General features: G+C 28.8%; 27 protein-coding genes. 8 read left to right on the forward strand and 19 right to left on the reverse strand.

Annotated elements, in window-relative coordinates:
* Positions 1–36 precede the first annotated feature (36 nt).
* Positions 37–894 carry a DMT family transporter gene (locus L8V82_RS01625; RefSeq protein WP_263723769.1) on the forward strand — a complete coding sequence of 286 codons (858 nt, stop codon included), beginning with the start codon at positions 37–39 and terminating at the stop codon, positions 892–894.
* A 2-nt stretch (positions 895–896) separates the two neighbouring features.
* On the opposite strand, the gene L8V82_RS01630 is transcribed toward L8V82_RS01625, so the two are convergent.
* Together L8V82_RS01630 and L8V82_RS01635 are read right to left on the reverse strand one after the other, a co-directional pair.
* Positions 897–1,265 (reverse strand): hypothetical protein, encoded by a 369-nt coding sequence (locus L8V82_RS01630; protein WP_263723770.1) that lies wholly within the window; start codon positions 1,263–1,265, stop codon positions 897–899.
* 46 nt (positions 1,266–1,311) lie between these two features.
* Positions 1,312–2,379, reverse strand: a complete 1,068-nt coding sequence (locus L8V82_RS01635) for a tyrosine-type recombinase/integrase (protein WP_263723771.1) — start codon at positions 2,377–2,379, stop codon at positions 1,312–1,314.
* A gap of 100 nt (positions 2,380–2,479) precedes the next feature.
* On the opposite strand from L8V82_RS01635, the gene L8V82_RS01640 reads away from it, so the two are divergent.
* Positions 2,480–2,680: a molybdenum cofactor biosynthesis protein gene (locus tag L8V82_RS01640; RefSeq protein WP_263723772.1), complete on the forward strand. Its 201-nt coding sequence runs from the start codon at positions 2,480–2,482 to the stop codon at positions 2,678–2,680.
* A 421-nt stretch (positions 2,681–3,101) separates the two neighbouring features.
* Here the strand turns inward: L8V82_RS01640 and L8V82_RS01645 are convergent, their stop codons facing one another.
* Entirely contained in the window at positions 3,102–3,593 is a 492-nt protein-coding gene (locus tag L8V82_RS01645) for a SixA phosphatase family protein (protein ID WP_263723773.1), read from the reverse strand.
* On the reverse strand, positions 3,590–4,120 hold the full coding sequence (locus L8V82_RS01650; RefSeq protein ID WP_263723774.1) for a rhomboid family intramembrane serine protease: 531 nt from the start codon (positions 4,118–4,120) through the stop codon (positions 3,590–3,592). The genes L8V82_RS01645 and L8V82_RS01650 overlap by 4 nt, the downstream gene beginning before the upstream one ends.
* A 114-nt stretch (positions 4,121–4,234) precedes the next feature.
* Between L8V82_RS01650 and L8V82_RS01655 the strand changes: the two genes are divergently transcribed.
* Entirely contained in the window at positions 4,235–4,645 is a 411-nt protein-coding gene (locus tag L8V82_RS01655; protein ID WP_074692021.1) for a PepSY-like domain-containing protein, read from the forward strand.
* A gap of 4 nt (positions 4,646–4,649) precedes the next feature.
* On the opposite strand, the gene L8V82_RS01660 is transcribed toward L8V82_RS01655, so the two are convergent.
* Complete coding sequence (locus L8V82_RS01660) at positions 4,650–5,618, reverse strand: DUF3298 and DUF4163 domain-containing protein (RefSeq protein WP_263723775.1); 969 nt, start codon at positions 5,616–5,618, stop codon at positions 4,650–4,652.
* Positions 5,619–6,029, reverse strand: a complete 411-nt coding sequence (gene ybeY, locus L8V82_RS01665; protein WP_263723776.1) for an rRNA maturation RNase YbeY — start codon at positions 6,027–6,029, stop codon at positions 5,619–5,621.
* 52 nt (positions 6,030–6,081) lie between these two features.
* Here ybeY and queC point away from each other — a divergent pair, with 52 nt between their 5' ends.
* Positions 6,082–6,747: a 7-cyano-7-deazaguanine synthase QueC gene (queC, locus tag L8V82_RS01670; RefSeq protein WP_263723777.1), complete on the forward strand. Its 666-nt coding sequence runs from the start codon at positions 6,082–6,084 to the stop codon at positions 6,745–6,747.
* 63 nt (positions 6,748–6,810) lie between these two features.
* A complete protein-coding gene (locus tag L8V82_RS01675; RefSeq protein ID WP_263723778.1) occupies positions 6,811–7,383 on the forward strand; it encodes a YceI family protein in 573 nt (190 codons plus the stop codon).
* Between the two features lie 61 nt (positions 7,384–7,444).
* Here the strand turns inward: L8V82_RS01675 and L8V82_RS01680 are convergent, their stop codons facing one another.
* Genes L8V82_RS01680 through mobB form a run of 5 tightly spaced genes read right to left on the reverse strand, consistent with a single transcriptional unit; the run spans position 7,445 to position 11,818 of the window.
* The gene (locus L8V82_RS01680) at positions 7,445–8,386 is read right to left on the reverse strand and encodes a hypothetical protein (protein ID WP_263723779.1); all 942 of its coding nucleotides are present in this window, start codon (positions 8,384–8,386) and stop codon (positions 7,445–7,447) included.
* Positions 8,387–10,273, reverse strand: a complete 1,887-nt coding sequence (metG, locus tag L8V82_RS01685) for a methionine--tRNA ligase (RefSeq protein ID WP_263723780.1) — start codon at positions 10,271–10,273, stop codon at positions 8,387–8,389. It abuts the gene before it with no gap.
* Positions 10,274–10,286: 13 nt separating this feature from the next.
* A complete protein-coding gene (locus L8V82_RS01690; RefSeq protein ID WP_263723781.1) occupies positions 10,287–10,481 on the reverse strand; it encodes a hypothetical protein in 195 nt (64 codons plus the stop codon).
* Positions 10,481–11,329, reverse strand: a complete 849-nt coding sequence (locus L8V82_RS01695) for a class 1 fructose-bisphosphatase (protein WP_263723782.1) — start codon at positions 11,327–11,329, stop codon at positions 10,481–10,483. The genes L8V82_RS01690 and L8V82_RS01695 overlap by 1 nt, the downstream gene beginning before the upstream one ends.
* Before the next feature lie 9 nt (positions 11,330–11,338).
* Entirely contained in the window at positions 11,339–11,818 is a 480-nt protein-coding gene (gene mobB, locus L8V82_RS01700) for a molybdopterin-guanine dinucleotide biosynthesis protein B (RefSeq protein ID WP_263723783.1), read from the reverse strand.
* A gap of 86 nt (positions 11,819–11,904) precedes the next feature.
* Here mobB and L8V82_RS01705 point away from each other — a divergent pair, with 86 nt between their 5' ends.
* A complete protein-coding gene (locus L8V82_RS01705; protein ID WP_263723784.1) occupies positions 11,905–12,399 on the forward strand; it encodes a hypothetical protein in 495 nt (164 codons plus the stop codon).
* Here L8V82_RS01705 and L8V82_RS01710 read toward each other — a convergent pair.
* From L8V82_RS01710 to gltX, 3 genes are read right to left on the reverse strand one after another with little or no spacing between them, the layout of a single operon-like run.
* Positions 12,287–13,924 carry a lytic transglycosylase domain-containing protein gene (locus L8V82_RS01710; RefSeq protein ID WP_263723785.1) on the reverse strand — a complete coding sequence of 546 codons (1,638 nt, stop codon included), beginning with the start codon at positions 13,922–13,924 and terminating at the stop codon, positions 12,287–12,289. The genes L8V82_RS01705 and L8V82_RS01710 overlap by 113 nt on opposite strands.
* Entirely contained in the window at positions 13,925–14,212 is a 288-nt protein-coding gene (locus tag L8V82_RS01715) for a YggT family protein (RefSeq protein WP_012661430.1), read from the reverse strand.
* Position 14,213: 1 nt separating this feature from the next.
* Entirely contained in the window at positions 14,214–15,509 is a 1,296-nt protein-coding gene (gene gltX / locus L8V82_RS01720; protein WP_263723786.1) for a glutamate--tRNA ligase, read from the reverse strand.
* Between the two features lie 133 nt (positions 15,510–15,642).
* Here gltX and L8V82_RS01725 point away from each other — a divergent pair, with 133 nt between their 5' ends.
* Positions 15,643–16,065, forward strand: a complete 423-nt coding sequence (locus L8V82_RS01725; RefSeq protein WP_263723787.1) for a PepSY-like domain-containing protein — start codon at positions 15,643–15,645, stop codon at positions 16,063–16,065.
* Positions 16,066–16,086: 21 nt separating this feature from the next.
* On the opposite strand, the gene L8V82_RS01730 is transcribed toward L8V82_RS01725, so the two are convergent.
* The 5 genes from L8V82_RS01730 to L8V82_RS01750 all read right to left on the reverse strand — a co-directional run bounded on the left by L8V82_RS01730 (position 16,087) and on the right by L8V82_RS01750 (position 22,917).
* A complete protein-coding gene (locus tag L8V82_RS01730) occupies positions 16,087–16,620 on the reverse strand; it encodes a HyaD/HybD family hydrogenase maturation endopeptidase (protein WP_263723788.1) in 534 nt (177 codons plus the stop codon).
* A complete protein-coding gene (cybH, locus tag L8V82_RS01735) occupies positions 16,617–17,309 on the reverse strand; it encodes a Ni/Fe-hydrogenase, b-type cytochrome subunit (protein WP_263723789.1) in 693 nt (230 codons plus the stop codon). The genes L8V82_RS01730 and cybH overlap by 4 nt, the downstream gene beginning before the upstream one ends.
* A gap of 15 nt (positions 17,310–17,324) precedes the next feature.
* Entirely contained in the window at positions 17,325–19,040 is a 1,716-nt protein-coding gene (locus tag L8V82_RS01740) for a nickel-dependent hydrogenase large subunit (protein ID WP_263723790.1), read from the reverse strand.
* 2 nt (positions 19,041–19,042) lie between these two features.
* Entirely contained in the window at positions 19,043–20,182 is a 1,140-nt protein-coding gene (locus tag L8V82_RS01745; RefSeq protein WP_039628286.1) for a [NiFe] hydrogenase, small subunit, read from the reverse strand.
* A 161-nt stretch (positions 20,183–20,343) separates the two neighbouring features.
* The gene (locus L8V82_RS01750; protein ID WP_263723791.1) at positions 20,344–22,917 is read right to left on the reverse strand and encodes an ATP-dependent Clp protease ATP-binding subunit; all 2,574 of its coding nucleotides are present in this window, start codon (positions 22,915–22,917) and stop codon (positions 20,344–20,346) included.
* 207 nt (positions 22,918–23,124) lie between these two features.
* Here L8V82_RS01750 and L8V82_RS01755 point away from each other — a divergent pair, with 207 nt between their 5' ends.
* The gene (locus tag L8V82_RS01755) at positions 23,125–24,441 is read left to right on the forward strand and encodes a S41 family peptidase (protein WP_047208249.1); all 1,317 of its coding nucleotides are present in this window, start codon (positions 23,125–23,127) and stop codon (positions 24,439–24,441) included.
* Position 24,442 lies beyond the last annotated feature (1 nt).

Below are 24,442 nucleotides of genomic sequence, written 5' to 3' on the forward strand. Positions count from 1 at the left end.
AAATATTATATAAATTAATAAGATTAAAGGTGTTTTTTGGGAGTTTTTCTAGTCATACTTGGTGGGATATTTTGGGCTGTAAGTGGGGTTTTGGCTGAGTATTTGTTTAAAAATCATTATTCTGCTGAATGGGTAAGTTTTTATCGTTTGCTTTTTACTGGTGTTATTTTAATAATTTTGGGTGCAAAAAATTTCAAATTAAAATTGCTAAAGCAAAAACAAGAACTTAGCTCTCTTTTGATTTTTTCTATCTTTGGTTTATTGATAACTCAATATGGTTATTTTAAAGCTATTTATTATACCGATGCAGGAACTGCTACGATGATACAATACAACGCACCATTAATCATAATGCTTTTTATGTGTTTTAAAAATAAAATTTTACCTAAAAAAATAGAGCTAATCGCTTTGTTTTTAATACTTTTTGCCTTATTTTTACTTATAACAAATGGAGATATTAACAATTTAAAACTTGATATAAGAGGTGTTATTTGGGCTTTTTTTGGAGCTCTTGGAGTGGCATTTTATTCTTTGAGTGCTAGGCTTATCATAGCAAAATATGGCTTATTTTTAATCATGGGTTTGGCTAGTTTATTTGCTTCTTTTTTGCTTTTTGTATTATTACAAGGAAATATCCCAAAACATGATTTTTCTTTAAATTCCTTTTTGGCTATGAGTGGGATTGTATTTATAGGCACAATAGGGGCTTTTTGTTTATATTTAAAAGGAGTTGAATTAATAGGAGCTTTTAAAGCTAGTATGATAGCTTGTATAGAACCTGTGGCTGCTGCTTTTATGAGTTTTTTATTTTTAGGAACTATTTATAGTGTGATTGATCTTTTTGCTTTTGCTTTGATTATTCTTAGTGTGTTTTTAAATGCTAAAAAACATTAAAGTCATTGCATAGCTTGCATGGCTTGAGATAACATTTGGGTTATTCTTGCATAAATGCTTTGCATTTGCGAATTTAAACTTTGAATTTGAGAATTGATCATCTGAGCTTTTTGTGGATCTTGGCTTGATTGTAATTTTGTATTTAATTCCGTTATTTTAGCTTGTATTTTAGAAAGTTCTTTATAAAGTTTACTTAACTCATCTTCTGATTTTTCTCCATTTTGACTTTCTTTAACGCTTTTTTCAAGCTCTTTCACACCTTGCGTAAATTTAAATTCTATAAAATTCTTATTCTCTTTGCTTTCTTTTTCTTCTTTTTGAGTGTTTAAAACATAAGGATTGATTTTATTAGCATAATCATTTATTAGCATGATATATCCTTTCTTTTAAAGGATATATCGGATTTTTTATAAAAATTTACGTTCTATCGTGAAGTTTTTTAGCTACTTCTGCAGCTAATTTTAACTTTTCATTATCAAAGTGTGTGTAAATTCTTGAAGTATTTAAGCTTGCATGGCCTAGTGCTTCTTGGACTAAAACTAAATCTTTTTGTTTTTTATAAAGTAGGGTAGCAAAAGTGTGTCTTAGCATATGAGCTCCATTTTTTTGCTTGCGAATTCCTGCTTTAAATAAAATTTGTTCTACTATACGAGAAACATAAGCTTGGGTTAGGGCTTTACCATTGCGATTGACAAATAAAAGTCCATCACAAGAAAGATAATTTACCCTTACATCTTTTAAAAGATGTTCTATAAGCTCTTTTTTAATCATCACAACGCGGTATTTATTACCTTTGGCTCTAATACGTATAATATAAAGATCATTTTCTTCGCTAATATCTTTTAATTTTATATTAATGGCTTCACTAACCCTAATTCCTGTAAAAATGATGATTTTAATAATCAAGCGATTGCGTATGGTATTACTTTTAAAATCCGTATTATCAATAGCATCTAAAAATTTACTCACTTCATCTTCGCTCATATACTCAGGTAGCTTAACTCCCTTAAAACCACTTATACCCGCCCAATTTTTAAGATTAATATCAAAAATATGTGCTTTTTGATCTTCTTCGTTTTGTTTATCTAAAAATGCAAAAAAATTAATCACAGCTATACGATAATTTTTTTTACTCGCATCAGATAAAGAAGCGCTAATACTTGCTAAAATTTCCACTAAAAGCTCTTCATCAATTTGTTTTAGTGAATAAAGCTTGTAAAATAACAAATACTCATAAAGTTTTTTCAAAGGATTAAAATACGTATTTACACCGCTAAGTCCTGCATTTCTTGCTTTTTTTACATAAGCATCAAGCTCTTGTATATTTTTAACACCCTTACTTAAGGCTAAATTTACCACAGCCAAGGCTTGAGGGTCTTTTAATTCCTTATTTGATAAAGAATTTAGTTTAAATTTCACATATCTACAAAGCCAAAATAAAAATGACTTTTCAAAATTTTCTTCACAATCTAGAGGATATTTCATTTTTAGTCTCCAAAACTTCTAAAACAGCTTAAAAAATTATAAAAAAATCTTACTTAAAAAATATCAAGCTATAATTATAAAAACAAAATAGGGTGATGATATGTTTTTTAAGAAAAAAACTACGCAAAAGCAAGTAAATCAAAGTAATACCTCAAAACAAAATAATACTTCAAACAATGACTTTGCACAAGAAAAAAGACTTTATGAATTTAGAGAAAATATGAAAAAACTTAGCAAAGATGAAAATAGCGCTAAACTTTTAGCAAGACAACTTTCAAGATTAATCCAAAAATCCAAATAAAACCAAAAATTCCATACAAGCTAAACTTTTATATTTATTTTCCTTTTTACTCATCATTTTAGCTTTTTTAGTCTATAAAAATATTTTAACTTAAACTTAATATATACGTAAAATTATATGATAAATAGTAAAATATTGAAATTATATATATTTTGTATTGAAAACTATAATTTTCAAACTTTTATATTTATCTGTTCTTTCATAAGTAAAATGTATTTTAAAACACCTATAATATAGTATTTTAAAGCATTTTATTTTTTGAGTGAAAATAATTTATCCATAAAAAAATAAGTATAATTTTTTGAAAAATATTATAAGTTATTTTATGTAGCTATAAAAGACTAAAGACGTATATTTTTTATTTCAACTAAATTTTAGTTTATATTTTTGCTTAAATAAATTTGAAGTTTAAAAATGTAGATTAGTTATTTTCTTGACTTTTAGGATAATCAAAAAACACAACTTCCCCGCTGTGTTCTTTTATATCTTTAAATTCTTTTATATCAAATTGCATACATAAAATAGCAGAAGTTGGAAAGTTTTCTAAGTCTATATGGGCTAAATACTCACAAAGTTCTTGCAATAAAGGATTATGCATAATTAGCACTACCCTACTCTCTTTTAATTCTTTTATAAAATTTAACACATCCTCTAAATTACCATCATAAAAGCTTTTTTCTATCTTGATATCTTTTTCTTTTAAAGAAAAGCTTTTACAAAGTTTTTGCGCTGTTTTTATACAACGCCTAGCAGGACTTGAGATAATGCTTTGAGCTTTAAATTCTAAATCTTTAATCCTATAAATCATAGTTTTTAAATCATCTTTTCCACTAGAGCTAAGCTCTCGTTGCAAATCTTGATCGTAGTTTTCTTTTTGAGCTTTAGCATGACGGATAAAATAAATATATTTCATCTTATAACCTTAAATTTACCCAAAGCATATCCACATATAAAGCCAAAAATATGTGCATACCAAGCTATATTTACACCCATAAAAATAGGCACAAAACTCATTAATAATATAGCCACGATAAGCCCTTTAGTAGCAGTTTTATCCAAATATGCATAATATCCCATTAAAACACATATAGCACCACTTGCACCCACTACATTTACAAAACTACCATCAAAACTTAAATACACATAAAAAGCACTAAGTAAAGAACAAAAAATTCCACCGATTAAGTAAAGCAAAGCAAATTTAAAACTTTTTAAGTATTTTTCAAGCATAGAACCAAATTGAAAAAGCACTATCATATTTAAAATCAAATGAGGCCAATTTCCATGCATAAACATTGAGCTTAGAATTTGCCAGTAAAATCCTTGAAAGAAAAATAAATTTAAACCTAAAATAGCATCTAAATTTAAAGATCCAAAATAAAGATAATTCACAAAGACAAATATCACAATATTTAAAGCGATTAAAAAAGAAGCTATCATTGCCCTACTTTGTATTTTTAATAATTATAACAAAAAGCTATTTAAATTCTAGCTTACACATAAAATTCACACTAATAAGATACAATATCGTCAAAAAATAAAATAAGGTTAAAAATGAAAAAACTAGCTTTAGCTTTTTTTATCGCTCTAAATACTCTTAATGCGGGCATAGTCATAGCACCTGATTCTTTGCCGGTAAACATCAAACAATTTATTAAAGATTATTTTAATGCAGAAATAGGTCTAGTAGAGCAAGATGGTTATTCTTATGAGATTTATTTAAGCGATGGGAGCGAGATTGAGTTTTCACTTAATGGAGAGTTTAAAGAGGCTGAAAATTTTAGATCGCTAAATTATGCGATTTTACCCCTAGCAATACAAAATACTATTAAAAATATCTACCCTAACACAGCAATCATAGAAATAGAAAGAAAAATTTCTTATTATAAAATCAAACTTAATAATCAAATGAAACTTTACATAGATGATAACGGAACGATTTTAAGGCAAAAATTTGATGATTAAAAGCTTATTTGATTTTACTCAAATAAGCTAATTTTGAATTATTTTTCCAAAAAGGTTTTAACTCATCATAACTTATAAAAATTTCAATTACTCCTGTTGAATATGGAGCTATATCATAAGGTTCCCATATCAAAACTAATCCGTTTTTTCTCACTTCAAAAATTTCACTCATTTTAAGCTCTTTAATATCAAATAACTCATTTTCATTATATAAACTTAAAATCTTTTGCTTAATCATATTCTGAAAATCTTCATTTTCTATTTTTAACTCATTTTTCAATCTAAGAAGTTTCATATCATCAATACTATAAGTTTTTCTTAAAAAATTAGTCATACCATGAGCACCACCTTTATACTCATAAATATTTTTTCCCAAAGAGATAATATGCTCATCTTGATAAAATATATAGGCTTGAGAAAAAAACTCATTATTAGAAATATCTTCTTTATTCCATTTATCAAAACCTTCTTTTGCTTTTTGTTTTAATGAATTTTTATCCAAATTCTCATTAAAATCATCAATAATTTTTTCTAAATTTTTATTTTGACTTGATAGTTTTAATATATCTTCACTAAAATCAAACTCAATGTTCTTATTGTCTTCTACTTGTTTTTGTTCTTTAAGTGATAATTGATAAATACTTGCGTTGGATTTATTAGCTAAAAAGCTAAATTCTTTTTTTATACCATCTATTTTACATAGGGCTTCAAATTTATTTTTGTATATATCTTTTAAAACGCAAGTTCCAAAATCTGCTATATCTATATAATACTCATCATTTTTAACACTACCCCAAAAACTGTATTGTTTTTGTTTTGCTTGGACAAATCCATAACTAGTGCTACTTTTACTAGAACTATATAGGTAAATATCAAATTCCTTTCCATTTAAAATATTTAAAGTAAATGTATTTTCATTATAAGCATACAAACTCGCACATAAACTTAAGCTAAAAGCAATCTTTTTAAACATTTAATCCCCTTGCACTCTTATAATCAAACTTTTTGGCAATTTAAAATATTCAATCCATTCTTGTTCTTTTTGTCTCATTTGTCCTTGATCTATCTCATGATCATAACCTTGTAAATGAAGCATGGCATGTATAAAAAGCAATGCCATTTCTTCTTCATTGCTGTGTTTATATTCCATAGCTTTTTTACTTACTTCATCTAAATTTATCACTATACTTCCAAGTAAATTTTCACAATTTTGCACTAAAGGAAAAGACAAAACATCTGTAGTTTTATCTACTCCCCTTTGATTAAGATTAATTTCATGCATGGTTTTTTCATCTACCAAAACAAGCTCTATATTTTGATCACTCATTTTTTGGGCAATTTTTTCAAGAAAAGAAATATCCATTTCTTCTTCGCAAAAAATCATTATTATCCTTTTGATTTTATAATTTCAAATTATATCAAAATTAAGGAAAAGTATGAAAAAAGCTCTTTGTATTATAAGTGGTGGTATGGATAGTACTTTGTGTGCGTATTTAGCCAAAAAAGAAGGATATGAAATCATTGCTTTACATTTTGACTATAACCAGCGCACCATGTTTAAAGAAAGAGAATGTTTTAATAAAATTTGTGAAAAACTTAATATAAAAACAAAATATATTTTAGATGTTTCATTTATAGCAAATATTGGTGGTAATTCTTTAACGGATTTAAATTTAGAAATTCCCAAAGAAAAACTACACGAAAAAGAAGTTCCAAATACTTATGTTCCTTTCAGAAATGGTATTTTTTTATCCATCGCAGGAGCTATAGCTGAAAAAGAAAAATGCGAAAGTATTTTCATAGGAGTAGTGCAAGAAGATAGCAGTGGCTATCCTGATTGTAGTGCAAATTTCATACAAAAAGCGAGTGAGTTTATCAATGAAGGTACTACAAAAACTTGTAATGTTGCAATTAAAACCCCATTAGTTCATCTAAGTAAAGGACAAATAGTTGATTTAGCCTTAAAAGAAAAGGTAGCCTTAGAATATACTTGGTCTTGCTATGAAAGAGAAGATAAAGCTTGTGGCAAATGTGATAGTTGTTTATTAAGATTAAAAGGTTTTAAAGAAGCTAATGTGAAAGATTTTATAGAATATATTTAAAAAATTTACTTTCATTTTATTTTCATTTGTATAATTTACATTTTTAAATATTAAGGAGAAAACATGAAAAAATTACTACTTGGTTCTTTTTTAGCTGCTTCTATTTTAACAAGCAATGCTTTAAGTAAAGAATTTAGCTTAGACAAATCACATACAAATGTGGCTTTTAAAATCAAGCATTTGCAAATTAGTAATGTAAATGGAAATTTTAAAGACTATGATGCGGTAATTGATTTTGATAGTGCTAAATTTGAATTTAACAAACTTCAAGCAAATGTAAAAGTTGCTTCTATAAATACTGAAAATAAAGCAAGAGATGCTCACTTACAGCAAGATGATTTTTTCAAAGCAAAAACTCATCCAAACATCACTTTTACTATGAGCAAATATGAAAAAATTTCTAATGAAAAAGGTAAGATGTATGGCTCATTAAACATTGCTGGTGTAAGCAAAGATATTGTTTTAGATACTGAAATTGGCGGGGTTATTAAAACAGATAGCGGTAAAGAAAAAGCAGGCTTTACTTTACAAGGACAAATCAAAAGAAGCGATTTTAAATTTGCTCCAGATACTTCTAGTTTGACACTTAGTGATGAAGTACAAATCAACATCGAAGCAGAAATTAACGAAAAATAATTTTAAAAAGCATTTTACTCTAAAGTAAAATGCTAATTTTATTACTTATGAAAATAATATTTTAATCAAATAAACTAATATTTTTTTCTTGAGTAAGAAAGTATTCCAAAAACTCTTCTTTATTTTCTTTAATCAGACAATATTTAAAGTCAAAAAAATTCTTTAATTCATTTAAATTTGCATAGGAAAAATCACAAAATAAAGAATTTTTTAATGCAGTTTTAAAGCCCTTGATATATTGAAGTTTTTGTGCTATGAAATCAAAGTCTTTTTCATTTTCTACAAGTAAAACCACCCTAGAACTACCCCCAAAAGCACAAATTTCATTTTTTGAGTTTAAAAAATAGGCTTTAAAAAGTTCTAATTTTTTATCATTAAAACTAAAGGGTAATTTTTGACTTTCTGTAAATTCAATAAAACTAGCAAAAATATCTGCATAAAAAAATGCAAATTTTAAATCTTTAAAATACAAATTTTTACAAAGCAAACTCGTTTGAAATAAAGATTTTGAGCCTAAAATTTCATATTTACAAGCTTTTAAGGTATGAAAATTTGATTTTAATTTTAAAATAAATTTTTCATCATCAGAACAAAAGAAAGTTTTTTCTTTAGAATTTTTTAAAAGATCAAAATCTAATAAAATATTTGAATTTAAGGCTTTAAAATTAAAGGCTTTTGCAAATTTTAATTCTACATGATTGCAATATATAAACTCATAAGATTTTTCTTCGCATAAAAATCTAAAAAGCCTAAAAATAGCTTCTTCAAGATCATCAACTTGAAGATAAAACACATCTTTATCTTCAAGATTTAATTTCTCCTCGCTTACTATGACATAAGCTCCAAGTTTTATAGCAAAACTAGCTTGTTCATTATTCTTAGCAAAAAAAACACTTGCTTGTTTGACTTTGTTTAAATCTATACTAAAATCATAAACACTAGAAGTTGCTCCATAGTTTAAAACTTGGGCATTAACAAGCTCAATAAAATTAGAAATATTCATTTAGCCTATTAAAGCTCCATTTTCGATAAAGCTTTGTGGACTAATTAAAACTAATTTACCATTTTTTTCTGCACTTAAAATCATGCCTTGGCTTTCATGGCCAAAAATTTTAGCTTTTTTTAGATTGGTAATGACACAAACTTGCTTACCTATTAACTCACTAGCTTTATAAAATTTAGCAATACCTGAAAGCACTTGTCTTAGTTCGCCATTTTCAAGTTCAAGTTGAAATTTTAAAAGCTTTTCACTGCCTTCTATATTTTGACAATCTTTTACTAATGCTACTTTAATTTCAATTTTTTTAAAATCATCAATTTTAATTTGAGGTAAGTTTGACTTCTCTTCTGCTTTTTCTTCTTTTTTGCTTTCTTGAGTTAATTCAACTTTTGGAAATAAAGCTTCACATGCACTTGATTTTAAATCGCATAATTGATTATTTAAAATTAGTTTTTGATAGTTTTCGTTTGAAATTTCAAAATTTAAAGCTTTGGCAATTTTTAAAGCTGTTTTTGGCATAGCAGCTGAAAGTAAAATAGTAACTTTTGTTAAAATATTAGCACATAAAGCCACTAAGGCATTAGCTTTTTGTATTTGATCGTTTTTAATTAAATTCCAAGGCTCATACTTACTAATACTTAAATTTGCTAAAGATAAAGCCTTAAAAAGCTCTTCTAAATAGCGATTTGGCTGGATATTTTCTAAAGCATTAATCGCATTATCTAAATACTCTTTACATTCATTTAATTCTTGATTAAAATACAAATTCACATCTTTACAATCAATAATATTTTGAGAGTACTTAGCACTCATGCCGATAATTCTGTTTAATAAATTTCCAAGCTCATTGCTTAATTCTGCATTGTTTCTAGTGATTAATGCTTTTTGTGAAAAATCCCCATCATTACCAAAAGGAACTTCTCTGAGTAAAAAATATCTAAAAGCTTCTAAACCAAAAGTATCTGCTACTTCTTTAGGTGCTACTACATTGCCTTTAGATTTGCTCATTTTTTCACCATCTTTAGTCCACCAGCCATGCGCTGCTACAAATTTAGGCAAAGGAAGTTCTAAACTCATCAAAAACGCAGGCCAATACACTGCATGAAAACGCAAGATATCCTTACCTACAAAATGAATATGAGCAGGCCATAGATCCATATTTTTATCATCAAGTCCATAACCCAAAGCACTCACATAATTCATCAAAGCATCAAGCCAAACATACACCACATGTTTTTCATCATTTAATTCTTTTGGAAGCTTTATACCCCACTCAAAACTCGTTCTTGTAATAGAAAGATCTTTTAAGCCACCTTCTACAAAGTGGATTAATTCATTAGCCTTATTTTTAGGTAAAATCGGCTCTTTTTCTTTATACCATTTAAGAATTTGATCTTGATATTTAGAAAGCTTGAAAAAATAACTTTCTTCTTTTAAAAGCTGTGTTTTTTTACCACAATCTGGACAATGACACTCATTTACAAGCTGAGTTTGGGTAAAATAACTCTCACAAGAAACACAATAAAAGCCTTCATAAGTTCCTTTATAAATATCACCTTTATCAAACATTTTTTTAAATGCTTTTTGTACGCTTAATTTGTGATTTTCATCTGTAGTTCTAATGAAATAATCATAAGAAATCTCAAACTCATCCCATAATTTTTTAAATTTAGCACTAATTTCATCTGCATATTCTTTAGGGGTAAAATTTCTAGCACTAGCAGCTTGCTCTATCTTTTGACCATGTTCATCTGTACCTGTTAAAAAGAATGTTTTTTCTCCTTGCAAGCGATAAAATCTAGCCAAAGTATCTGCTATAATCGTAGTGTAAGCATGACCTATGTGTGCCACATCATTTACATAATATATTGGAGTAGTAATATAACGCATTTTCAACCTTTAATTAAAAATCAAATCCACCTTCTTTACCTTTAGACATACTCTTATAAACTGCATCAATATACTCTTTTCTTAAAGAGCACTCAAAAATCATAGAGCAAGGTAAACAAGATTTTAAGCTTTTATCGTTTTGACAAGCTTGAAGTTCGTTTTTTTTAACTTCCAAAGCTAGTTCAAATTCATCTTTAACTTCAGCCATTAAAGCCCTTTATAAGCTTGTTTTAGTTTTTCAATTTCATATTTTGAACCCAAAAAGCATGGCGTACTTGCATGGATTTTTTCAAATTCCAAATCAAGCAAAGAATCATTTTCTCCATTAGTAGAAAGCCCTCCTGCTTTTTCAAAAATAAAAGCAAAAGGAAATACCTCAAAATATGCTCTTAATTTTCCATTTGGTGCATCACTTGTTGCAGGATATGAAAATAATCCTCCACCTTTGAGTAAAATTTGGTGCAAATCACTTACCATAGCACCTGAATATCTTAAACGATATCCTTCATCAAATAAAGCTTTTATAAAAGCTCTATGAGTATTTGACCAATTTTTTTGTGTCCCACCGCTTGCATTTAATTTGCCTTTTTCGTTTAATTTTAAATCCTTGACAAAAACAAATTCATCATTTTCATTTAACCTATAAAGCTTAGGAGTATCTATGCATACTATAAACTCTAAACGCACACCATAAATAGCATAAACTGCTGCTTTTAGATTTTTTGCACTAGCCTTTTGTTCATAAATAGCAAAAATAGAACCTATAGCAAAATTCACATCTACCAAAGATGAACCATCTAAAGGATCATAAGCAACGACATATTTTTCATTTTCATTGATTAATAATTGCTCTTGTTTTTCCTCACTAATTAAGCTTTTTATACCTTTGCTTTGCTTTAAAATTCTAGTGATAATCTCATCGCTTTTTACATCAAGTTTTAATTGATTATCTCCGGTTGCGTTTTGAGAGGTGGTATAATCAAAATCTTTTAAATATCTAAGTTCTTTTGAAATTTCAATCACTGCTTTTTGTATATCGTTAATTAATTCTTGCATATTTTACCCCTATACTTTTTTTGAATTTTTTAATATAAAATCACAAATACTTTCTAAATCATCTAAATGAAGCCATGTTAAATTTTCACAAGAAATTTTTTCATAACTAGCTATAGCATTAGAATATGCAAAATATGACCTATCTATCTCTTTACAAAAAACACTAATTCTTGGCATATCTAAGGTTTTTAAGCCCTCTATAAATAAAAAATCAAATTCCCCTAGTTTAGAAATAGCTTCATCTAAAGTACTTGGAGAATGTGTAAATAAAGTTGTCCTTGTAGGACTTAAAACCATTACATCAGCACCGCTTTGAAAAAATTTAAAACTATCTTTTTTTGCTATATCAAAACTTGCTTTATCTTTTGGATCGTGTTTTATAATACATACTTTATAATTTTGCTCCATAAAATATTTAGCAACTTGAGTTATTAAAGTTGTTTTACCTGAATTGGAAGGCCCACTAAAAGCCATTGCTAATCTTTTCATAACTTCCTTAAATCAAAGAAAATAAACAAAATTATATCTTTTTAAAAGTTAAAAGCTTATAATTATAAAAAAATTAGGAATAAAATATGAAAAAAATTTATATGATTATTTTTTTAACACTTATTTTTACTGCATGCTCAAATAAAACCCAAAAACAAGGCGAAATCGATTTAAAAAGCCAAACTCTCATGTACGCACAAAAAATCAATTTTAATTATAAAGATAATAGAGTAGTTGCTTTGTTAAGCTATCTAAATCCTGTATTAGATGAAAAAAGTCAAAAAGAAGTTTTTGTGCTTAGTTTTTTACCAAATATCAATATCAAACAAGAGCAAATTTCAATACTCATAGATGGAGAAAAAACTAACTTAAAAGCCTTAGATAAAAATGATGAGTTGTTTAAGTATATCATCAAAAGTGATTATGCAAGTTATTACAAAATCACCCTTGATGAGTTGGTACAAAAACCTATTTTACAACTTGATTTGTGTTTTGAGAATCAGTGTTTTGAGTTAAAGTTTCAAAAAATTTCGAAATCGGTGTATTATCGTTCAGAAGATGCAAATACACAATATAATTAGCTAAAACTTTTTTAGCATACACCCTACTTTCTGCATAAGGAACTAGCTCCATAGATAAAAACGGCTCGTACTTTCCCGCTCTAAACATATCTTCTCTTTTGAGCATTCTAGTGGTAAATCCTATACCTCCATTATAAGCATATGCCACAAATACTGGAGAATTAAGTTTAGATTCTAAATAATCTAAATGATGATTTGCAAAAGTATAGGCTGTTTTTGGATCAAAAAGCATATCTTGGTCAAAATTTGGAATTTGTAATTCTTTATTACCTATATGATTAGCTAAAAATGGAATAAATTGCATAATACCTAAAGCATAAGAAGTTGAAATTGCTGTTGGTATAAAACGACTTTCTTGTCTAGCTAAAGCTAAAATCATAGCCTTTCTTTGTGTAGAATAATCTTTTAAATACTCAAAATAAGGCATAATGAAATAATGTTTTTTAAAACCCTCAGCTCTTTCTTTAATATAAGCATAAATAGCGATATTTTCTTTAGTATAAAAATCTTTTGCAAGCTTTTCTAGATCACTAGGAGTACCTTTTGCAATTTCTTTTGCAAGTTTTTGCCAAGCAAAAGGATCTTTCATATCAAAGTCATTTTTTTGTTTTTTTGGTTTTAATTCTTCTATTTTAGGCAAAGGCAAGCCCTTTAACTCTCTTGCATAAAGACTATAAATATTTAAAGAATCGCTTTGAGCAAGCTCATCAAGATACTTTTTATCTTGAGTGATTAAATAAATCCAAAAATTTGCATTATCTGCCAAAGGCTTGCTTTTAAAAGTATCTTTTGCTACTTGAAAAAACTCTAGTGCCTTTTTATCATCATTTTCTAAAATAGCATTCACACCTAAGTAAAATGCATTATCTTGAAAAGTTAAATTTGCATCTACATTGACCAAAGATTTTCTTATCAATGGACTTTTTTTCTTAATGATAATTTCTTTTACAAAATTTGTAAATTCTTTTTCTTTTGCCAATTCATCAGCAAAATCTTTTTCTAAGAAAAAATCCTTTTTATCTTTTAAAAAGCCATAAATTTTATAAAAATTTGCACTATCATAATTTAAAATTGCATAACTTAGAGGATCTTTAGCATTAAAAGCTTCTAAAAGCTTTACTAAATTTGGATTATCTTGTGGGATAATTTTTTTCATCTCATTACGCGTTGAAGCATTAAGATCTTGTATAAAAGTTAAACTGTTTAATCTTATAAGCTGACAAGTAGCATTAGCATCTAAGATATTTTGCGTATTAAATTTATAACAAGCTTCATATTCTTTATTATATCCCAAAGGTGGAATGATCGTTTCAATAGCATTTTTAATACGCCCTGCATAACGATAAATATGTTCTTTTAAACCTTCAACTTCTTCTTTTTTAAATTCATTTTTTTCTAATAAACGATATAAATAATAATCCTTAGCTAAAGAATTTGGTTTTTGCTCTAATTCTTTATAAGAACACATCGCACTATTTGCAAAAACTACTCCAGCTAAAAGTAATACCACACTTTTTTTCAACACTTATAAACTTCCTAAAATTAAATTTGATAAAAATATTTGTATAAATTTAAGCCCTAAAATAATAATCAAAGGTGCTAAATCAATACTTCCTATAGTAGTAGGGATAAATCTTCTTACAAAAGCATAAGCAGGATTAGTTAAACGATATAAAATTTGTACTATAGGATTATATGGATCAGGTCTTACCCAAGAAATCAATGCAGCAATGATTATAATCCAAACATAAATTTCAATCACTAAAGAAAAAATTTGTACCAAAGACACAATCAAACTTGTTCCAACTCCCATTTTACTCCTTTATAATTTCTTTAACAAAAGGCTTAATTAAAGTATAAATTTCACTCATTTCAGGTCCATGAGTAACCCCTGTTAATACTAAACGCAAAGGCATAAAGAAATTTTTACCTTTTAAATTTGTTTTTTCCATCAAAATCTTTTTAAACTCATCGTATTCTTGAGGTAAATCCAAATCTTTTAAAATCTCTTTAATCAACTTACATTCATTTTCAAATTCATTATAATTTTTAACTGCAAAAATGGCCTGTATTTTTTCTCTTATCTCATTTAGCGTGCTAGCTTCTTGAGTATAAAATTTTGCAAGCTCCGCTACATCTTTACCTAAATTTAACAAAGAATTTAATTTATCATTATCAAGCATTTTTATATGCTCACGGTTAATTTGCATCAAGCGCTTAGTGTCAAATCTTGCAGGAGATTTTGAAACTTTTTTCAAATCAAACCATTCTATGGCTTCTTCTAAAGTAAAAATCTCTTTTGGAGTTTTATTGCCTAAAAGGATTAAATAATTTGCAATAGCACTTGCTAAATATCCATTATCAAGCATCCATTTTACACTAGAATGAGCCTCTCTTTTGCTCATTTTAACACCCTCTTCATTTAAAATGATAGGTAAATGTGCATAAGTCATACTTTTATCATAACCCAAACTAGCTCTAATATGTTCTTGCTTAGGAGTATTTGAAACATGATCTTCTCCCCTTATAATACAAGTAACGCCTTCTAACATATCATCAACCGCACAAGCAAAATTATAAGTTGGGGTTTTATCCGCTCTCATAATCACAAAACTATCAATATCTTCAGGATTAAAACTAATCTCGCCTTTAATATAATCAGTAAATTGCATTTGTGATTGAGGTTTTTTAAGACGAATTACAAAAGGTTTTTCACAATTTAACACATCAATATCTGCTAATTTTTCACAAGTACCATCATATCTATATGCTTGATTTTTACTTTTAGCTAATTCTTTTTTATGCGCTAACTCATCCTCAGTACAAAAACAAGCAAAAGCTTTTTTTTCATTTACTAGCTTTAAAGCCATTTGACGATGAAATTTCAAATTCTCACTTTGCACATAATAATGCTGCCAAGTTATACCAAATTCTTTCAAAATAGCTTTTATTTCTTCTTCTTTTCCAGCAATATTTCTAGCATTATCCGTATCTTCAATACGCAAAATAAAATCTGTATTTTCTTGTCTTGCTTTAATATAATTAAACAAAGCTGCTCTTAAATTTCCAATATGCATATCTCCAGTAGGCGATGGTGCAAACCTATACATTATTTATCCTTTTAAAACTTTTTTATCATTATACAATTAAATACTTGCTATTTATTTTAAAAAAACAAAGTTCACACAAAATTCACTCAATATTTATATGATTTCACAAATAATTCAATTTAAAGGATAAAAAATGAAATTAAAAATAGCTTTAGTGGCATTAACTCTAGCAAGTTGTGTTTTTGCAAGAGATATGGTTGTAGGTGTAAATGCTTTACCGACAAATTCTAAAAATTTTATACAAAAACACTTTACAGGCTCAAACATTGCTTTAGTTAAACAAGATATTGATAGTTTTGATGTTTATTTAGACAATGGAACTGAACTTGAGTTTTTTATCAATGGAGATTGGAAAGAAATTGATGCAAAATACAGACCAATTGATACTTCTTTTTTAAGTCCAAATGTTTTAGCAACGATTAAGAAAATGCACCCAAATGCAAGTATAATTAAAGTTGAAAAAGAAATTCAAGGTTATAAATTTAAACTAAATAATATGATGGAAATTTATACTGATGTAAATGGAAATTTCTTAGGACAAAAATTTGATGATTAAAAATTAAGCTAAGCTTTTTGCTTAGCTTTTATAAGAATTTAGAGCAAGCTCTTGTATATTATAATTAGCAATTCTCTCATAAGCAAAGCCTTTTTTCTCTAAAAAATCAAGTAAAATTTTCTCCATTTTTTCTAAAGCATTTAAGACTTCTTTTGAAAGTTCAAAACTCAATGGTTCTATGCGTTTTGGCACACAGGCTAAAATTTGAGTTTTAGGTAAATCTCCCATAAGCTCCATATATTGTAAAGTTTGAAGCATTTCAACCTCATGTGCGCTACCACTCCAATTAACTTTTTTTGGCATTACATCATAAGGAAAGAAAAAAATATCTCCGATCTTAGCATCATCTGCTGCAATACAATCAATCACAACCATTTCATCATATTCAGCTATAATATAGCTAAGTTGCAAAGCCAAAGTTCCACCATCTACAAAGCTCACTGAGTCTTTTTCGTGATAAAACTTATAATTTTTTTCTAAAAGTTTGCAAAGATGAACGCCTAAGCCCTCATCTGCAAACATAATATTACCAATACCTAAAATTAGAAGTTTCAATGATTTTCTCTTACAAATTTATAACCACTAAAGATAGCATCTAAAGCACCATCTTTACCTTTAACTGAGTTAAACACAGCCATATAAATATGCACTGGAACAAAAATCAACACAACCCACATTAAAATTCTATGGTAGGTTCTAACATCAGCTAATCCACCTAGCATTACCTCAATAGGTCTTAAGATATTGTATAAAAATCCACCCAAGCCTTCATGATATACATGCATATAAAGGATTAATCCCGTTAAAATAAGCCCAAACATAACAAGATAAAAGAAAAAATAAGTTACAAATTGCAAAGGATTATATACACCTTGTAAATGCGGGTGCTTTCCTAAGAAAATGTAAAATTTAATCTGATCTATCCATAATTTTACATTAAAAATATCTTTGATACTTCTTCTTTCATTTGCACTTTTTGGATCAAAAAAGAACAAATATGTTTTAAAAAGCACACAAGCTATTAAGATAAATCCAAAAATTTGGTGTACCATGCGGTATTTTGCCTGCATAAATAAAGTCGGTTCAGATGAAATAGATGGAGATTGAAAAACATAAGAAATATAATATCCAGTCCCCACTAAAATCACGATTGCAACCGCTCTTAACCAATGTGTAAAACGAAGGCCGATACTAAATTCGTATTCAGCCTTTCTGTTTGATTTTAAGGAATGTTTAGAATCCATACTAAAGTCCTTTCCTTATAAATTTACATTTACTTTATACTCGCTAAGATTATTGCCTTTAGTATCCATTACATGTACTGCACATGCTATACAAGGATCATAAGAGTGAATAGCTCTTATTACCTCTAAAGGCTGTTTAACATCAGCTAGTTTCATACCGATAAGACATTGCTCATAGCTACCACCTACTCCATTTGCATCTTTTGGACTTGCATTCCAAGTAGAAGGTACTACTGCTTGCCAATTTTCAATTACACCATTTTTAATTCTACACCAATGGCTCAACGCACCACGAGGCGCACTTCCCATAAATCTACCTTTGTATTCTTTGTTTTTATCAATTACATAAGTAGCACAAGTACTTTCATCTGTTTTTAAATTTTCAACCAAAGAATTAAATGCTTTTAAACCATGATCAGCAATGATTTTAGCTTCAATTGCTCTAGCACCAGTTCTTCCTAAAGTACTCATAAGTGCTTTAACTGGTAAATTTGTAGCTTTTAAGAATGAATCAACCGCTTCTACTACGATTTTATTACCCTTAGCATAATTAACTAAAATATTTGCTAATGGCCCAACTTGCATAGGTAAATTTTCATATCTTGGAGCTTTAATCCAGCTGTATTTACCTTTGGTATCAAATACCTTACTATGAACCATATTGCCTTTATCATCAATACTTTCACCATCAATTAAGCCTGTATAGTTTGGATTGGTTTTACCATCATAAGGATGTAAAGCTTCATTGTCTTCATACCAAGCTCTTGTAGCTTCTTCAGTGATTTTAGCTTCATCTACTTCTTCAACCTTACTCAAATCACCATTTCTAATAATACCACCTTCAAACAACCACTCATCACTTGAAACTTGGAATTCTCTCTCAGTGTAGAAGTTATTTACCCCTACATCATTTAATACGCTTGCTTCTTTAGAATAAGCTTTTGCCGCCATGATTAAATCCGGATAATAAGCACGATTAATAAAATCAGCTACTTCTTGGAATTTAGTCATATATTCAGCCATTCTTGATGGGTTTAAAAGATCCATAACACAAGTCACACCACCTACTGTTAGGCTTTGTGGATGAGGATTTTTAGCACCAAAAATCGCCATAGCTTGAGCTATTGTTCTTTGAATTCTTAAACATTCTAAATAATGCGAAAGTGCAATAAGGTTTTGCTCAGGAGTAAAGCGATAAGTTGCGTGTCCATAATAAGCATTTGCAAATGGTCCAAGATTTCCTTTATCTACAAAGGTTTTTAGTCTTTGTTGTACTTCTAAAAGTTTATCTGCACCTGTTGCATAAGGCATATCGGTATATTTAAATGCTTCATCACTTGCTTTTTTTACATCAGCACTTAAAGCACTTACAACATCAACAAAATCAAGCCCATGAAGTTGATAAAAATGCACAGGATGATCATGCATATATAAAGCTGCATTCATTAAAGTTCTAGTTAAAACTGCGTTTAATGGTGGAGTAATACCCAAAGCATTTTCTACTGCAATAATCCCTGCTCTATAGTGTGAAAAAGTACAAACACCACAAATTCTTTGAGTTAAAAAGCCCGCATCTCTTGGATCACGACCTTTTACAATAGTTTCTAAACCTCTCCATAGAGTTGATCCTGAATATGCTTCTTTAATAACATTATTTTCATCAACTACCACTTCAACTCTTAAGTGTCCTTCTATTCTAGTAAGTGGATCTATAATAATTCTTTTTGACATTCTTAATCCTTATTCTTTTCTAATGAAGCAATCACAGCATGCGCAGCAACAGCAACACCTGTTACACAAAGCACACCTATACCTATTTTATCTGAAATACTATCCGCACCCAAGCCATAAACAGTATCAAATAACCTTCCTGCCATCACTTCTTCAAAAGGTCCCATAGTATCCCAAAAATCCGGTTCAGAACAACCTATACAACCATGTCCAGCTTGTACCGGCCATGAAGTATGTTGATTAAATCTTTCTTTTGAACAGTTATTAAAAGTATAAGGTCCTTTACAACCTACTTTATAAAGACAATATCCTTTTTTCGCTCCCTCATCACCAAATTGTTGCACAAACTCACCCGCATCAAAGCGTCCTCTTCTTTCGCAAAGATCATGAATTCTTAAAGCATAAGCCCATTTTGGTCTATTGTAAGCATCAAGTGCTGGTAATGTCTGATACAATATATAATGAATCACATTACCTATAATATTTTTCTCACTTGGAGGACAGCCTGGAACATTAATAACTGTTTTATTTGTAACTTTGCTTAAGCTTACAGCATTACTTGGATTAGGTCTAGCAGCTTGAATACCACCAAAAGCTGAACAGGTACCTATAGCAAAAATAGCCAAAGCATTATCACAAGCTTGTTGTGCTATTTGTTTTCCTGTTTTACCGTGTGGTCCTATGGTTAAAAAGTTTTCTGTAGCACCTGTTGGTATACCACCTTCTACCATTAAGATATATCTACCTTTGTATTTTTCCATAGCAGCTTCAAGATTATGCTCAGCTTGCCAACCTGCTGCACCCATTATAGTTTCATGATATTCTAAAGAAATATGATCAAAAATTAAACTATCAATAGTAGGAGCATCACTTCTTAATAAACTCTCAGAACATCCTGTACATTCAGCCATATGAAGCCAAATCACTGGAAGTCTATCACTAAGCTCAGCAGCTCTTGCAACTACTGGAGTAAAGCTAGCAGGTAGTGCTAAAAATGCAGTCATTGCACTAGCCCATTTCATAAAATCTCTTCTTGAAAAACCTGATTGCTCTAAGGCTTTAGAGATAGAAATCTCATTTTTCAAAAGAGGAAGTTTTTCTAATGCGTCTAAACGGCGATTAAAAATATCTAAATCACTCATTTGTTGTTCCTTAAATAATAGAAATATCATTAAAGATTTTAAAACATTTATTGTTAAGAATAGATAAAAAATAATAATTTTTTAAACAAATATACGAAGCATTTACAATTTAATGCTAATTAGGAGATTTTTACTCTAAAATAAGCAAGTATTGCACTTGCTTATTGTTTAACAATGATAATCTCATCATCTTTAGAATCTATAATAATCTCATCGTTTTCATTTAATTCATCCGATAATATCATATCACTTAATTTATCTTCTACCATGTCATATAAAGCTCTTTTTAATGGTCTTGCACCAAAATCAACATCAAAACCAACCTTTGCTATTAACCTAGCAGCATTATCGCTCAAGCTTGCTTTAATACCTCTATTTTCAAGACTTTTTTGCAAGGTATTAAAAAGCAATTTAACTATTTTTTCAGCTTCACTTTCTCCCAAAGGATTAAAAGTAATAATATCATCCAAACGATTTAAAAACTCAGGTCTAAAAAAGCTTCTAAGGGCTTCTTTGATAGCTTTTTCTCTTTCTTCACCCTTTAACTCCATGATAAAATTTGCACCTATATTAGAAGTTAATATAATAATGGTATTAGTAAAATCAACCGTTACACCTTTACTATCTGTAGCTCTACCATCATCTAAAATTCCCAAAAGTATATTAAATACATCTTTATGAGCTTTTTCTACTTCATCAAACAAAATCACACTATAAGGCTTTCTTCTAACAGCTTCGGTTAGCTCCCCGCCTTCTTCATGCCCTATATATCCTGGAGGTGCACCTAAAAGTCTTGATACGCTATGTTTTTCCATAAATTCACTCATATCAAAACGCACCATAGCTTTTTCATCATCAAATAAAAATTTAGCCAAAGCTTTTGCGCTTTCTGTTTTACCTACTCCAGTTGGACCTAAAAATAAAAAGCTTCCTATAGGTTTAGTTGCTTGATTTAGCCCTGCTTTATTACGCTTAATAGCTTTGGCCAAAGCACTCAAAGCCTCATCTTGTCCTATGACACTTTCTTGCAAATACTCTTGAATGTGTAAATATTTTTGCTTTTCAGAAGTAAGCATTTTTTGCACGCTAATACCTGTCCATTTACTTAAAATACCAGCTACTAAATCCTCATCTACTTGGTTTTTAAGCAAAACTCCTTCTTGGGTCATTTGTTTCCATTTTTCTTCTAAATTTAATACCTCTTTTTCACACTCTAAAATTTTGCCATATTCTATTTCAGCAGCCTTTTGAAAATCTCCTTTGTTTTTAGCTAAAATAGCTTCATTTTTTAAAGTATCGATTTCTTTTTTCTTTGCACTTATGCCATTAAATACTGCTTTTTCATTTTCAAATTTGGCATTAAGTTTAATTTGCTCTTCTTTTAAATTTGCTAATTCTTTTTTAATCTCTTCTAATCTTTTTTCATTAGCTTCATTTTCTTCCATTTTTAAAGCTTCATTTTCTACTTCCAAACTTTCAATTTGCTTTCTAACCTTTCTTAGTGAATTTGGCTCACTTTCTATTTGCATTTTTAATTCTGCTGCAGCCTCATCAATTAAATCAATCGCCTTATCAGGTAAAAATCTATTAGCTATATAACGCTTAGATAGCTTTGCAGCTGCTACTAAGGCACTATCATTAATAGTTACATTATGATGAATTTCTAATTTTTCTTTTATACCTCTAAGCATAGCCAAAGCTTCATTTACGCTAGGCTCAGCTACATTTACGGGTTGAAATCTTCTTTGTAAAGCTGCGTCTTTTTCAAAATATTTTCTATATTCTTTTAAGGTTGTAGCACCTATAGTATGAAGCTCACCTCTTGCTAAAGCAGGTTTTAAAATATTTGCCGCATCCATACTTCCTTCATTTGCACCCGCACCTACAATGGTGTGAATTTCATCTATAAATAAAATTATATTTTTATGTTTTATTACTTCATTTACAACAGCTTTTAATCTATCTTCAAATTCACCTCTGTATTTTGCTCCTGCTATTAAAGCACTCATATCCAAGGCTATGACTTTTTTATTTTGCAATGAAGTAGGAACATCTTTTTTAACTATCCTTTGTGCTAAGGCTTCTACTACAGCAGTTTTTCCTACTCCTGGTTCACCTAATAAAATAGGATTATTTTTAGTTTTTCTGATTAAAATTTGCATTAATCTTTGAATTTCTTCTTCTCTGCCTATGACAGGATCAAGTTCATTGTTTTTAGCTTTCATAGTCAAATCAATACCAAATTTAGACAAAGAATCAAGCGTTTCATCGCTTGTTTTAGTTTCTATTTTAGCTCCTGCTCTAATGAATTCTAATTCTTTTTTAAACTCATTTAAATCTACAAATTTAGATAAAAGTTCTTTAATAACCCCACTCGTACTTTCTGAAACAAGCCACATATCCACAGCCAAATAGCTATCTTTGTTTTCTAAAGCCAAGCCTTTTGCTTTTTCTAAAGAATTAATAAATTCATTTGAAAATTTAATATTATCTTTATTTACATTTGAGCTAGTAGGAAAAGATGAAATTTTACTTTTTACTTCTAACTCAAATGCCTCTTTAGAAACATTTAATTTATTAAAAACTTGATTTAGTAAACTTGAACTATCAACACTTAAAGCCCATAATAAATGCAAAGGTTTTATTTCACTATTCTTAGAATGAATGGCCAAAGAAATCGCACTTTCTATATTTGAAAGCATAGAATCTGTTAAAAAATCTTGTATATTTGCCATTTTTACTCCTTTTTTACTTTTATATGAAGTGTATTATATAACTTTAGTCTATTATTGTCAAGTTTATTTAGTTATATTTATAAATAATTTTTTATATATACACACTAATATCATAAAAATATTTACTTTATTTACGATTTTTTAAGCAAAAATAACTAAAATTAGATAATTATTTTATGAATTCATATTTATTTTGGAGTTTTTCCTTTGAAGACAAAAAGAAATCTTATTATCGCAGCTAGCATTTGTAGTTTAGTAACTGCTTCTTTTATTTTTACGAATTTACAAGCTAAAAACCCCGCTCCTAGTGAAGCAGAAAAGAAAATAGAAGCTTTATCTAAACTCACAAGAACTATGTCTATCATAGAACAATACTATGTTGATGATGTTAATTATACAGATTTAGTTGATAAATCCATAGCAGGTTTACTAACAAATTTAGATGCTCATTCTTCTTTCTTAGATGAAAAAGGCTATAAAGAACTTAAAGAACAAACTAATGGAGAATTTGGAGGACTTGGCTTTACTATTACGCAAAAAGATGGAGCAATTAGTGTTGTAGCCCCTATAGAAGGAAGCCCAGCAGACAAAGCAGGCATTAAAACTGATGATATTATTTTAAGAATCAATAACGAATCAACCTTAGGTATGACTTTAAATGAAGCTGTTTCTAAAATGCGCGGAGAACCTAAGACAAAGGTTACTCTAACTATCTATAGAAAAGGCGATGCAAAACCATTTGATGTTAATTTAAAAAGAGATATTATAAAAGTAGATAGTGTTTATACAAAATTAATCGAAAATGAAAACTTGCTTTATTTAAGAGTGACTAATTTTGATAAAAATGTCGTAGATGAAGCTAGTAAAGCTATCAAAAAACATTCTAATGTAAAAGGAATTATACTAGATCTTAGAACTAACCCGGGTGGTATTTTAAATCAAGCTGTAGGTTTGGTAAATCTTTTCGTAGATAAAGGAGTCATTGTCTCACAAAAAGGAAAAATAGAAAGTGAGAATGTAGAATTTAAAGCAAATCCTAGTAAAAAAATCACTAACGCACCTTTAGTAGTGCTTGTAAATGGTGGTAGCGCTAGTGCAAGTGAGATTGTAAGTGGGGCTTTACAAGATTTTAAACGTGCTATTATAGTGGGTGAAAAAACCTTTGGAAAAGGTAGTGTGCAACTTATATTACCTATGGATGAAAAAGGTAAAGAAGGCTTAAGACTTACTATAGCAAAATATTATTTACCAAGTGGTAGAACCATACAAGCTGTCGGGGTTAGTCCTGATATAGAAGTATTCCCAGGAAAAGTAAGTAAAGAAGAAAATCATGGCTTTGAAATCAAAGAAAGCGATCTAAAAAAACACCTACAAGCTGAACTTGATAAAATCGGACATCAAGAAAAGAAAAAAGATAACAAAGAAGACAAAAATATCATCACCAAAGAACAAATTGATAATGATATACAACTAAAAACAGCAATTGACGCAATCAAAATTTTAAACATCACAAAAGGAGAGTAAA

It is taken from the genome of Campylobacter sp. IFREMER_LSEM_CL2151, assembly GCF_025771725.1.
Classification (GTDB): domain Bacteria; phylum Campylobacterota; class Campylobacteria; order Campylobacterales; family Campylobacteraceae; genus Campylobacter_D; species Campylobacter_D lari_C.